Source organism: Corynebacterium imitans (genome assembly GCF_000739455.1).
Classification (GTDB): domain Bacteria; phylum Actinomycetota; class Actinomycetes; order Mycobacteriales; family Mycobacteriaceae; genus Corynebacterium; species Corynebacterium imitans.
The window spans coordinates 1,661,391-1,673,718 of the sequence record NZ_CP009211.1 but is presented as its reverse complement, the minus strand read 5'-3'; the positions used below and the strand labels follow the sequence as shown (position 1 = coordinate 1,673,718).

The window sequence follows — 12,328 nt, the reverse complement described above, 5'->3', positions numbered from 1 at the left end:
TAGACTGTGTGTTGTCTTGGGGTGCAAGTGTACCGGCACTTCCGTTCGGCTGCACACGCCCTGAAGCACGCATCACAGAGCATTTCATAGAGCACAACTCCTGGAGAATTCATGCTGCACGTCACAGACTTACGGGGCCGCACCCCGTCCACGTCCGAGCTGCGCAGGGTCCTGCCGCGCGGCGGTACCGACGTCAACGCGGTGCTACCCACCGTCACACCAATCGTGGAAGCGGTGCGCGAAGGCGGCGCCGCCACCGCGCTGGACTACGGCGAGCAGTTCGACCATGTGCGCCCGACCGCGGTGCGCGTACCCGCCGAGGTGATCCAGCAGGCCACCGACGCACTCGATTCGGCGGTGCGCGACGCGCTCGAGGTGGCGATCGCGCGCATCCGCAAGGTGCACGAGGAGCAGAAGCCGCAAAGCCACACCACGCGCTTGGCCGAGACCGCACTGGTGACCGAGAAGTTCATCCCGGTCAACCGCGTCGGCCTCTACGTGCCCGGCGGCAAGGCCGTCTACCCCTCGAGCGTGCTGATGAACGTCATCCCTGCCCAGGCCGCGGGTGCGAGCTCGCTGGTGGTGTGTACCCCGCCGCAAGAGGAGTTCGGTGGCTGGCCGCACCCGACCACGCTGGCCGCCTGTCAGCTCCTGGGCGTCGACGAGGTGTGGGCCGTCGGTGGCGCGCAGGCCGTTGCGCTGATGGCCTACGGCGACGACGAGTGCGGGCTGGAACCGGTGGACATGGTCACCGGCCCCGGCAACATCTTCGTCACCGCAGCAAAGCGCGTGGTCAACGGCATCGTCGGCATTGACGCCGAGGCGGGCCCCAGCGAGATCGCCGTGATTGCCGACGAGCACGCCAACGCAGAGTACGTCGCGCTCGACCTCATCTCGCAGGCGGAACACGACGAGCAGGCCGCCAGCGTGCTCATCACGGACTCGGAAGACTTCGCCGCCCGCGTCGACGCACTGGTGGAGGAGCGCTCACAAGCAACGATCAACGCGGAGCGCGCCCGCAGCGCACTCGGCGGCAAGCAGTCCGGCATCGTCTTGGTTTCCGACCTGGATGCGGCGATCGACGTGGCCAACGCTTACGCCGCCGAACACCTGGAAATCCACACGGAAAACCCCCGCGAGGTCGCCGAGCGCATCATCAACGCCGGCGCGATCTTCGTCGGCCCGTACTCGCCGGTCCCGCTGGGCGACTACGCAGCCGGCTCGAACCACGTGCTGCCCACCTCCGGCACGGCACGCTTTTCCGCGGGCCTGTCTACGCACACCTTCCTCAAGCCGGTCAACCTCATCGAGTACGACAGGAAGGCCCTGCAGGACATCGGCGCGGAAATCATCGCGCTGGCAACCGACGAGCAACTACCCGCGCACGGCGAATCCATCCGCGCACGCATGGGGAAGGAAAGCTAATGCAATTGAAGGACAACACGCTTGCCGCCGACACCGAACTTGGCGCGCTGCCGCTGCGTGAGGAGCTGCGCGGCAAATCCGCCTACGGTGCCCCGCAGCTCGAGGTGCCGGTCGCGCTGAACACGAACGAGAACCCGTACGCGCCCTCGCAGCAGCTTATCGACGCCCTCGTGGAGGAAGTCGCCCGCGTCTCCAAGGGGCTCAACCGTTACCCGGAGCGCGACGCGCTCGCGCTGCGCGAAGACCTCGCCGCCTACGTCTCCCGCCAGACCGGGGTACACGTCACCCGCGACAACGTGTGGGCGGCCAACGGATCCAACGAAGTTTTGCAGCAGCTGCTGCAGGCCTTCGGCGGCCCGGGCCGCAGCGCCATGGGGTTTGTGCCCAGCTACTCCATGCACCCGATCCTTTCTGCAGGCACGCAGACGGAGTTCATTCCGATCCCGCGTGGGGAGGATTTCCGGATTGATATGGCGGCGGCGCTGGCGGGCGTCGAAAAGCATGCGCCGGACGTAATATTCATCACCACCCCGAACAACCCGACGGGCGATGTGACCAGCCTGGACGACATCGAGCGGCTGTTAAAGGCCGCGCCGGGCATTGTGATCGTGGACGAGGCTTACGCAGAGTTCTCGCCGAGCGCTTCCGCGACCACCCTGCTGGAGAAGTACCCGGAAAAGCTGGTGGTGTCGCGCACCATGTCTAAGGCTTTCGACTTCGCGGGCGGGCGCCTGGGCTACTTCGTCGCCGCGCCTGCGTTCATCGAGGCCGTGATGCTCGTGCGCCTGCCGTACCACCTCTCGGTGCTCTCGCAGGCTGCCGCACGCGTGGCGCTGCGCTTTGCCGACGAGACGCTGGCCAGCGTGGACAAACTCGCCGAGGAGCGCAAGCGCGTCCAAGCGGGACTCGAGGCGATGGGCTACGATGTCGTGCCGAGCGAGTCGAACTTCGTGTTCTTCGGGCCTTTCGGCTCGACTACCGAAAAGACGCACGAGGCGTGGCAGGCATTCTTGGATCGGGGAGTGCTCATCCGCGACGTCGGGGTGGCAGGCCACCTGCGCACCACGATCGGCCTGCCGCACGAAAATGACGCATTCCTTAAGGCAGCGAAGGAGGTACGCAATGCTGAAGAACTCGCGTAAGGACGCACAATTGGAGCCGCGTATCGGCACGGCGACTCGCACCACCAGCGAGTCCGACATCACCGTCGAGATCAACCTGGACGGCACCGGCAACGTCGAGGTGGATACGGGCCTGCCCTTTTTTGATCACATGCTCACCGCCTTCGGCACCCACGGCGCGTTCGACCTGAAGGTCCAGGCCACAGGCGATACCCATATCGACGCCCACCACACGGTAGAGGACACTGCCATTACCCTGGGCTGGGCGCTTATCGACGCCGTGGGGGACAAGCGCGGCATCCGCCGTTTCGGCTCCATGCTGCTGCCCATGGACGAGACCCTCGTCGAGGGCGTGGTGGACCTGTCCGGCCGCCCCTACTTTGTCATGCACGGCGAGCCGGAGCACATGGACTGGCAGGTCATTGGCGGCCACTACGCCACGGTGATCAACCGCCACTTCTTCGAGACGTTGGCGTACAACGCGCGCATGACTCTCCACGTCAACGTGCGCTACGGGCGCGACCCGCACCACATCACCGAGGCGGAATACAAGGCCGTTGCCCGCAGCCTGCGCCAGGCCGTGGAGCGCGACCCGAAGATCACGGGGGTGCCGTCCACGAAGGGGGCGCTGTAGATGTTTAACGTCGCCGCCGGCATGTGGGTGGTCATCCTCTTCCTGCTCGCCGGCATGCTCGTCGGCGGGGTGTGGTCGGCCTACCAGAACGGCTCGAAGGCCGTCACCGTGATCCTGGCGCTGTGCGCCGTCATTGCTTTCGCATTCGCCCTGTTCAACATGGCAAAGGTGGTGTAAGGTGGCACTCTTTTCCCGTCGTCCCGTGACTGCGGAGGAAGTTAACTCATTGACAAGCGTGTGGCGGGCGCGCGGACTTAAGCCCGTATTCTTGGCGATGATCTGCGCCTTCGGCGCATGGGCCCTCCTTTTGCCGGTGGTGCCGACCGCGGTGCTTGACGCGGGTGGGTCCGAAACCCTCGCAGGGCTGACCACTGGTGTGTTCATGCTCTTTACCGTGGTCACCCAGATCTTCACGCCCATGCTTTTGCGCAAGGTGGGATATACCACGGTCCTGTCAGTCTCTGCCTTCCTCCTCGGCTTTCCCGCCGTGGGCTATCTGCTGGGTATGAGCGCTCCGGCGGTACTGACCGTGTCCGCGATCCGTGGCGTGGGCTTCGGCGCGCTGACCGTGGCGGAGGCGGCGATCGTGGCCGAGCTCGTGCCGATTCGGCTGCTGGGCCGCGCCACCGGGCTGGTCGGTATCATGATTGGTTTGGCGCAGATGATCGCGTTGCCAGCGGGCATGGCGCTGGTACAGCGGATCGGCTACGACGCCGTTTACCTCATCGCGGGCGGTATTGGTCTGCTTGCCCTGGTGGCCTGCCAAGGCATCCCACCGATCCCGCCACCGACCGAGAAGTCCTCCGAGACCGACCACATCCACGTCCCCATGTGGCGGCTCGTGCTCGTGCCCGCCCTGGCACTCATGTTTGTCACCACCGCCTACGGCGCGATTACGAACTTCCTGCCGGCGTCGATGCGCGAGCTCGACGCAGCGACCGGTGCCACACTCGGCGGATTGATGCTGGGTCTGATGAACTTTGCCTCCATGCTGTCGCGCTACTACGCGGGCCGGGTGATGGACAAGGTGGGTCAGCCGGGCACGGTGATGATCCGCTTCCAGATCATCTCCGCACTCGGCGTCTTCGTCATGGCCACCATTTTGTTTTTGGATCTGCCGGTGTGGTGGATGGCGCTCGCCGCGCTGCTCTACGGCACCGGCTTCGGCGCGGTGCAGAACGAGGCGCTGACCATGATGTTCTACCGACTGCCGCGCTCGAAGACTTCGGAGGCCGCCGCCATTTGGAACATTGCTTACGACGGAGGCACGGGCATGGGCTCGACCTTCTACGGCATGTTGCTCACCACGATGGCGTTTGCGCCGATGTTCGGTATCGCCTCGGGCGTGATCGTGCTGGGGCTGGTAGTCACGCTGCTCGACCGGCAGCTTGGACGCCACCGCGTGGTGGAGGTAAACAACCTGGCCGCGCGCCTGCAATCCGTCCAGGCACCGCGGCGTTACAACCGCGGCGGCAAAAAGCGCTCAGGCGGACAGTAGAATAATCCACCATGAACGTCGCTCGCCCCTTAACGCAGGTTGCCCTTTTAGATTACGGCGCGGGAAACATCCGCTCCGCCCAGCGCGCCCTCGAACACGTCGGTGCCGAGGTCACAGTGACCACGGACCCGTACGTGGCCACCGAGGCCGCGGGCCTGGTCGTGCCCGGCGTCGGCGCCTTTGATGCGTGCATGCGCGGGCTTAACCGCGTCGACGGCGGCCGCGTGATCGGCCAGCGGCTCGCGGGCTCGCGCCCGGTGCTGGGCATCTGCGTGGGTCTGCAGGTGATGTTCGAGCGCGGTGTGGAGCACGGGGTAGATACCGCAGGTTTCGGCGAGTGGCCGGGCGTGGTGGAAAAACTTGACGCCCCGGTGCTGCCGCACATGGGCTGGAACACCGTCGAGATGGCCAATGACAGTGAGCTGTTTGCAGGCTTAGACTCGGATACCCGCTTCTACTTCGTCCACTCCTACGGGGTGCGCGAGTTCCCGCTTGTCGCCGACGAGTTCATCGCCTACCCCAAGCTGAGCTGGGCAACCCACGGCGCAAGCCGCTTTTTGGCGGCGGTGGAAAACGGCCCGCTGTGCGCCACCCAGTTCCACCCGGAAAAGTCCGGGGATGCAGGCCTGCACCTGTTGGAAAACTGGGTGGGTACGCTGAGGTAATCCGTCGCTGAATCGGTTCCGATTCAGCGCTGAGCGGGTGCGGCAACACTGCACGGTGCGTGTGGTCACGCTGCTACCATGTGCTTCATGGATTTCACTCTGTTGCCCGCCGTGGATGTAGTCAATGGCCAGGCCGTTCGCCTCGATCAGGGCGAGGCCGGCACCGAAAAGAGCTATGGTGACCCGCTTGAGGCCGCGCTGCGCTGGCAGGAGCAGGGTGCGACCTGGCTGCACTTCGTGGACCTGGACGCCGCATTCGGTCGTGGCTCCAACCACGAGATGATGGCAGACGTGGTCAAAAAGCTCGACATCAACGTGGAGCTGACTGGCGGCATTCGGGATGATGCTTCGCTTGAGCGCGCCCTGGCCACCGGCGCGCGTCGGGTAAACATCGGCACCGCAGCGCTGCAGCACCCGGAATGGATGGTGGACGTGATTTCTCGCTACGGCGACAAGGTGGCCATCGACCTGGCTGTGCGTGAAGAGGACGGCCAGTGGCGCACGAAGGGCAACGGGTGGACCTCGGACGGCGGCGACCTGTGGGAGGTGCTCGAACTGTTCGACTCCGCCGGGTGCTCCCGCTTCGTGGTCACCGACGTGAGCAAGGACGGCATGCTTACCGGCCCCAACACCGACCTGCTGCGCGAGGTCTCCGCGGCTTGTGACGCGTATGTGACTGCTTCTGGCGGCATTGCCACCCTGGACAACGTGGTGGAGTTGGCAAGTTTCGCACACGAGGGGATCGACTCGGCGATTATTGGCAAGGCGCTCTACGAGCACAAGTTCACGCTCGACGAGGCGCTCAAGGCTGCCGCCGGTGCCACCCCGGCTGCGGACGAGTAAGGCGTAAGGCACGTGCCCGCAGAGTCGAACACAGCGCACCAGCTTGAGGAATACCTGGGGGTTGCGCACGAGGTTGTCGCCGAGGCGCGGGAGATCTTCCTCGCGCACCTGGGTGCGGCCCCAGCCCTGTACAAGGGCAAAGGAGATTTTGCCACTGAGGCTGACCTGGCGATCGAGAAGCTGCTGCGCCGTCGGCTCGAGGCGGCCACCGGCATCCCGGTTTTCGGGGAGGAGCAGGGCGGGACGCTCAATAGCGAGGCGTGCTGGGTGGTCGACCCGATCGACGGTACGTCGAACTACTCATCTGGCAACCCTAACTGCGCCATCCTTGTCTCCCTGCTGTTGAGAGGCGAGCCCGTCGTCGCGGTCACCGACATCCCGCTTTTTCGCACCCAGCTGTCCTGCCACGCGGGTTCGCCGGTGCTGCTCAACCACGAACCGCTACCGCCGGTGGACCACACCACGGCGGCGGCCTGGCAGGTTGGTGTCGGCTCCGTGGGCTCGGACGACCGGCAGGCTTTTCCCGCGAGCATGCGTTTGGGACTCCTCGGCGCGCTGGCAGAGGCGGACCTGCGCCCGCGTATCTCAGGCTCGGTCGGCGTCGACTTGGCTTTTGTCGCACAGGGCGTTTACCAGGCCGCCGTGAGCTTTTCGCCCTACATTTGGGACAACGCGGCCGGTGTGTGCCTCGCGCGCAGCGCAGGCGCGTCTGTGAGCGCGCCGGACGGGAGCGCGTGGTCGCCGGATTCGGTGGGCGTGGTGGTGGGGACCGCCGCAGCGCACGAAATGGTGCTGGGTAGCATGAGTAGCGTGCGTGACACGCCCACCCCTGGCCCCAATTAAGTTGTAGAAAGAGTGCTGTAGACGATGTCTGTTGCTATCCGTGTGATTCCGTGTTTGGACGTGGATAATGGCCGCGTGGTCAAGGGGGTGAAGTTCGCCGACTTGAAGGACGCGGGCGACCCGGTCGAGCTAGCCAAGCGCTACGGTGCCGAGGGCGCCGATGAGCTGACCTTCTTGGACGTGTCCGCCTCCAAGGAGGGCCGCGGCACCATGGTTGAGGTGGTGCGCCGCACCGCCGAGCAGGTTTTCATTCCGCTGACCGTCGGCGGCGGGGTGCGCTCGGCTGAAGACGTGCGCGAGCTGCTGCGGGCAGGGGCGGACAAGGTAAGCGTGAACACCGCCGCCATCGCCAACCCGAATCTGTTGCGCGAGCTTAGCGAGGAGTTCGGCGCGCAGTGCATCGTGCTGTCTGTCGACGCGCGCCGCGTCCCCGAAGGCGGGGTGCCGCAACCCTCCGGCTTCGAGGTCACCACGCACGGCGGCACCAAGTCCGCGGGTATCGACGCCATCGAGTGGGCCCGCACCGGCCAGGACTTAGGCGTCGGCGAGATCCTGCTCAACTCCATGGACGGCGACGGCACCAAGGAGGGCTTCGACTTGGAGCTTTTGGCACTCGTTCGCGAGGCGGTGTCCATTCCGGTGATCGCCTCGGGAGGGGCTGGTAAGGCGGAGCATTTCCCGCCCGCCGTCGAGGCCGGCGCGGATGCGGTGCTGGCGGCCTCCATCTTCCACTTCGGCGAGGTCTCGATCGCCGAGGTGAAGGAAGCGCTCAAGGCTGCCGGGCAGGAGGTGCGCTAGTGTCGTCCGCCCCGGATACCCCCGAGTCGTATGAGCTTGACCCCGGCATCGCCGCGAAGCTGAAGCGCAACAGTGCAGGGCTTGTGCCCGCCGTGGTACAGGCCGCGGGCAGCGGCGAGGTACTCATGCTCGCCTGGATGGATGACCACGCGCTGGCCTACACGCTGGCCACCCGGCGTGGCACCTACTACTCGCGCTCGCGCAAAGAGTACTGGATCAAGGGGCTGACCAGCGGGCACGCCCAGTACGTGCGCGAGGTGCGCCTGGATTGCGACGGGGACACGATCCTGCTCGTCGTCGACCAGGAGGGCGGCGCCTGCCACACTGGGGATCGCACCTGCTTTGACGCGGAAAGGTTGCTGTAGATGAGCGAGGCGGACACCAAGACCGTGGACAAGGGATGGTCGAGGCCGGGCGCGGCCGCACTGGGCATCGGGGGTGCCGCGCTGTGGCTGTTTGCCCGCATGCCGTGGATCGAGGCAGCGTACGACGACAGCCTCGCCGGCAGCGGCACGGCCGAAATCACCGGGGCGGACTGGTCGACGGAGACGACGGCGCTGGCACTCTTGCTCGTCGTAGGCATGATCGCGGGGCTCGCGCTGCGGCGCACCGGCCGACGCCTCATCGGCGTGGTTAGCGCGCTGGCGGGCGTCGGTGCGGCGATCGCCCCGGCTGCGGTGCTGGCGGGTCCAATCTCGCACGAGCGAGTGCACGCGCTGCTCACCGTTGGCAGCGACGCCGCCCAGGCCGCCCAGGGCACAGACACGGCCACGATCGCGGATTGGGCGGAGATCACCGCGACCACGGTGGCGGCCACCGGCCCGGCCGGTGCGCTCGCCGGCTGCGTGTGCGCGCTGCTCGGCGGGCTGGCGCTCGCACTGCGTCCCGGGCAGGACTCGGCGAAGCTGAACAAGTACGAGCAGGAGACGGTACGGCGCGAGAAGATCCGGGATGACTTGGAATCCCAGCCGGACTCAGGCCGTGTGCTGTGGGACGCACTTGATGCGGACATTGATCCGACGGAAGACCCCGCGCGTGACGGGAAGTCCCCTTAAGAAGCAGGGGAGGATTTCGCGCGCCTGTGGGCGTTGTCTATTCTGTTGACAAGAGTCAATACTCCTGGAGGTAGTCATGGTGGTTCCTCACACTGCCGACACCGCAGGCATCGCGGAGGTCGCCGAGGCGATCGTGACGAGCGTGCTGCGCGACGTGGCACGCCGTGAGGCCGACGTGCCTTTCCAGGAGATCAAGGCGCGCTCGCGCGACATGGCCCCCACGAGGGACGCGCGCGCCGCCATGCTGCGCCCGGGGTGCGGCGTGGTCGCGGAAATCAAGCGCAATTCGCCCGTCTACGGGCCGACCGCGGCGAAGTACCGCTCGATCGAAGAGGTCGCCCACGCCATCGAAGAGGGCGGGGCGCACCTGATCGCTTGCCAGACGGAGCGTCTGCGCTTCGACGGCTCGTTGACCGATATGGCCGCCGCCCGCGCCGCCGTCGAGCTGCCGATGGTGTGCCGCGACGTGATTGTCGACCCCTACCAGATCCACGAGGCCCGCTGCTACGGCGCCGATGTGCTGCCGCTGCAGGTGGGCATTTTGGACCAGGCGCGCCTGGCGTCGCTGATTGACCGGGCGGAGTCGCTCGGCATGGTGGTGATGGCTGAGGTGCGCACACCGCAGGACGCGGACCGCGCACTCGCCGCGGGCGCGAGCGTCGTCGCGGTCAACTCGTGGACCTTTGAGACCAACTCGCGCAACCCCGCGGCTTTCGCGGAGATCGCCCCGGGGCTGCCGAGCGAGGTCATCAAGATCAGCCTCGGCGGGGTGACCACCGCGCGCGACCTCATCAACGCCGCAGCCTGCGGTGCGGATGCGGTGCTGGCCGCCGAGGCAATCATGAGCGGCGGCGACATCTGCCAGGCCACCCGCGCCTTGGCGGCGGCGGGGCAGCACCCGGCGTGCCCGTCGCGTCGCTAATTGCTCGCGGGGCGCTGTTCGAAATTCCAGGCAGCCTCAGGCACACTGTGTGTCGTGGAAACCTATATTCTGGCAAATATTCCCTCCCCGCCGCAGGGCGTGTGGCATTTGGGCCCAATTCCCATTCGTGCCTACGCGCTGTGCATCATCATGGGCATTCTCGTTGCGCTGTGGATCGGCGTGCGTCGCTACACGGCGCGCGGCGGGGACGCGGATGTGGTGTGGGACGCGGCGATTGTGGCGATCCCCGCAGGCATCATCGGCGGCCGCCTCTACCACGTGATCACGGATTACGATAAGTACTTCGGCGAGGGGAAAAACCCCTGGCAGGCCTTCAATATCACCGCCGGGGGCCTAGGGATCTGGGGTGCGGTCGCGCTCGGCACGCTCGCGGTGTGGGCGTTGATGCGCTACCGCAACGTGCCGTTTGCCCCGCTTGCCGACGCGCTCGCGCCCGGAGTCGTACTCGCCCAGGGCATCGGGCGACTGGGCAACTGGTTCAACCAGGAGCTCTACGGTGCGGAAACGGATGTGCCATGGGCGCTGGACATCTACTACCGCGTCGACGAGGCCGGCAACTTCGCGCCGCTGACCGGCCGCTCAACCGGGGAAGTGCTTGCCAGCGTGCACCCGACCTTCCTGTACGAGCTGATATGGAACGTGGCCGTCTTCTGCCTGCTGATCTGGGCGGATCGCTACTTTAGGCTGGGCCATGGCCGCGTGTTTTGGCTGTACGTGGCCGGTTACACCTTCGGGCGCTTCTTCATCGAGCTGATGCGCACCGACGAGGCCACGCTCATTCTCGGGCAGCGGGTCAACACGTGGGTCTCCGCGGTGGTCTTCCTCATCGCTATGGTGCTCTTCTTTTTCAGTGCGAAGGGGAGAGAGACGCCGGAGGAGGTCGACCCGCGTCGGCAAGCGCAGGCGGGCGAGCGCAGTGCGAACGACGGGTGAGAACAATGCCTGATTATGTCCGATCGGGCATGATTGTGTGAAAGGGAGTAGCCTGGTCTCTTGCAAGACAGGGACGAAACAACACACACGTCTGATTTCGGCCCAGTACGTTCGCTACATCCAAGTAGGTGCATAAACATGGATAGAAGAACAAAGATCGTGTGTACGCTCGGCCCAGCTGTGGCGAGCAAGGAAGCCATCGTGGGCCTCGTGCGCGACGGGATGAACGTCGCGCGCCTGAACTTCTCGCACGGCGACCACGCCGACCACCAGCAGAACTACGACTGGGTGCGCGAGGCCACCGACGAGACGGGGCAAGCCGTGGGCGTGCTCGCGGACCTACAGGGCCCGAAGATCCGCCTCGGCCGCTTCAAAGAAGGCGCGACGGAGTGGAAAGACGGCGAGATCGTCCGCATCACCACCGACGATGTCGAGGGCACGCACGACCGTGTCTCCACCACGTACAAGGGCCTGGCGCGTGATGCTTCCCCGGGCGATCGCCTGCTTGTCGACGATGGCAAGGTCGGCCTCGTCTGCGTCGAGGTTGACGGCAACGACGTGGTCTGCCGCGTGACCGAGGGCGGTCCGGTCTCCAACAACAAGGGCGTCTCCCTGCCCGGGATGAACATTTCGGTCCCGGCACTGAGCGAGAAGGACAAGGACGATCTGCGCTTTGCCCTGCGCATGGGCGTGGATCTGATTGCCTTGTCGTTTGTGCGCTCGCCGGCCGACGTGGATCTGGTTCACGAGATCATGGACGAGGTTGGCCGTCGCGTTCCGGTGATCGCCAAGCTGGAGAAGCCTGAGGCGGTCGACGCGATCGAGTCGATCATCCTGGCATTCGACGCGGTGATGGTGGCTCGCGGCGACCTGGGCGTGGAGATCCCGCTCGAGGAGGTCCCCGCGGTGCAGAAGCGCGTTATTCAGATCGCGCGCGAGAACGCCAAGCCGGTGATCGTGGCAACGCAGATGCTCGACTCCATGATTGAGAACTCGCGTCCCACCCGCGCCGAGGCTTCCGACGTGGCCAACGCGGTCATCGATGGCGCGGATGCCGTCATGCTCTCCGGCGAGACCTCCGTGGGCGTGGACCCGCACAACGTGGTGCGCACCATGAGCCGCATCGTGCGCTCCGCCGAGGACTCCGGCATCGAGCCGAAGCTGCAGCACGTGCCCCGCACCAAGCGCGGCGTCGTGGCGTACGCCGCCAAGGACATCGCGACGAACCTGCACGCCAAGGCGATCATCACATTTACCACCTCCGGCGATACGGCGCGCCGCGTTGCGCGCTTGCGCCCGGACCTGCCGCTTTTGGCATTCACCCCGAACCAGCAGGTGCGCTCCCAGCTCGCGGTGACCTGGGGTACCGACACCTTCCTGTGCCGTAGGACCCACACCACTGACGACATGATCGCGGTGGTGGACGAGTCGCTGCTCGCGCTGGATGACTACAACGAGGGCGACACGATCGTAGTAGTTGCCGGCACCCCGCCGGGGATCCCGGGCACCACGAACACCATCCGTGTCCACGAGCTGGGCGAGGACACCACCAGCCGCTAGGAAGCGGTGC

General features: G+C 66.0%; 14 protein-coding genes. All 14 read left to right on the top strand.

Going from position 1 to position 12,328, the window contains the following annotated elements; genetic code table 11:
- Positions 1-111: 111 nt before the first annotated feature.
- On the top strand, positions 112-1,425 hold the full coding sequence (gene hisD, locus CIMIT_RS07820) for a histidinol dehydrogenase (RefSeq protein ID WP_038591359.1): 1,314 nt from the start codon (positions 112-114) through the stop codon (positions 1,423-1,425).
- 5 nt (positions 1,426-1,430) lie between these two features.
- The gene (locus CIMIT_RS07815) at positions 1,431-2,567 is read left to right on the top strand and encodes a histidinol-phosphate transaminase (RefSeq protein WP_038594510.1); all 1,137 of its coding nucleotides are present in this window, start codon (positions 1,431-1,433) and stop codon (positions 2,565-2,567) included.
- Entirely contained in the window at positions 2,548-3,180 is a 633-nt protein-coding gene (gene hisB, locus CIMIT_RS07810; protein ID WP_051904887.1) for an imidazoleglycerol-phosphate dehydratase HisB, read from the top strand. Before CIMIT_RS07815 ends, hisB begins: the two co-directional genes overlap by 20 nt.
- Positions 3,181-3,357, top strand: a complete 177-nt coding sequence (locus CIMIT_RS12725; protein WP_157727809.1) for a hypothetical protein — start codon at positions 3,181-3,183, stop codon at positions 3,355-3,357.
- Position 3,358: 1 nt separating this feature from the next.
- A complete protein-coding gene (locus tag CIMIT_RS07800; protein ID WP_231910280.1) occupies positions 3,359-4,678 on the top strand; it encodes an MFS transporter in 1,320 nt (439 codons plus the stop codon).
- 11 nt (positions 4,679-4,689) lie between these two features.
- The gene (hisH, locus tag CIMIT_RS07795) at positions 4,690-5,343 is read left to right on the top strand and encodes an imidazole glycerol phosphate synthase subunit HisH (protein WP_038591354.1); all 654 of its coding nucleotides are present in this window, start codon (positions 4,690-4,692) and stop codon (positions 5,341-5,343) included.
- Positions 5,344-5,430: 87 nt separating this feature from the next.
- Positions 5,431-6,186, top strand: a complete 756-nt coding sequence (gene priA / locus CIMIT_RS07790) for a bifunctional 1-(5-phosphoribosyl)-5-((5-phosphoribosylamino)methylideneamino)imidazole-4-carboxamide isomerase/phosphoribosylanthranilate isomerase PriA (RefSeq protein WP_038591349.1) — start codon at positions 5,431-5,433, stop codon at positions 6,184-6,186.
- Between the two features lie 12 nt (positions 6,187-6,198).
- Positions 6,199-7,029 (top strand): inositol monophosphatase family protein, encoded by an 831-nt coding sequence (locus CIMIT_RS07785; RefSeq protein WP_051904886.1) that lies wholly within the window; start codon positions 6,199-6,201, stop codon positions 7,027-7,029.
- 24 nt (positions 7,030-7,053) lie between these two features.
- The gene (hisF, locus tag CIMIT_RS07780; protein ID WP_038591346.1) at positions 7,054-7,827 is read left to right on the top strand and encodes an imidazole glycerol phosphate synthase subunit HisF; all 774 of its coding nucleotides are present in this window, start codon (positions 7,054-7,056) and stop codon (positions 7,825-7,827) included.
- Entirely contained in the window at positions 7,827-8,192 is a 366-nt protein-coding gene (hisI, locus tag CIMIT_RS07775; RefSeq protein WP_038591344.1) for a phosphoribosyl-AMP cyclohydrolase, read from the top strand. Before hisF ends, hisI begins: the two co-directional genes overlap by 1 nt.
- Entirely contained in the window at positions 8,193-8,882 is a 690-nt protein-coding gene (locus CIMIT_RS07770; protein ID WP_051904885.1) for a TIGR02234 family membrane protein, read from the top strand.
- A gap of 76 nt (positions 8,883-8,958) precedes the next feature.
- Positions 8,959-9,804: an indole-3-glycerol phosphate synthase TrpC gene (locus CIMIT_RS07765; protein WP_051904884.1), complete on the top strand. Its 846-nt coding sequence runs from the start codon at positions 8,959-8,961 to the stop codon at positions 9,802-9,804.
- Between the two features lie 54 nt (positions 9,805-9,858).
- On the top strand, positions 9,859-10,758 hold the full coding sequence (gene lgt, locus CIMIT_RS07760) for a prolipoprotein diacylglyceryl transferase (protein WP_038591341.1): 900 nt from the start codon (positions 9,859-9,861) through the stop codon (positions 10,756-10,758).
- Between the two features lie 138 nt (positions 10,759-10,896).
- Positions 10,897-12,318 carry a pyruvate kinase gene (gene pyk, locus CIMIT_RS07755; RefSeq protein ID WP_038591338.1) on the top strand — a complete coding sequence of 474 codons (1,422 nt, stop codon included), beginning with the start codon at positions 10,897-10,899 and terminating at the stop codon, positions 12,316-12,318.
- The last annotated feature ends 10 nt before the right edge of the window (positions 12,319-12,328 follow it).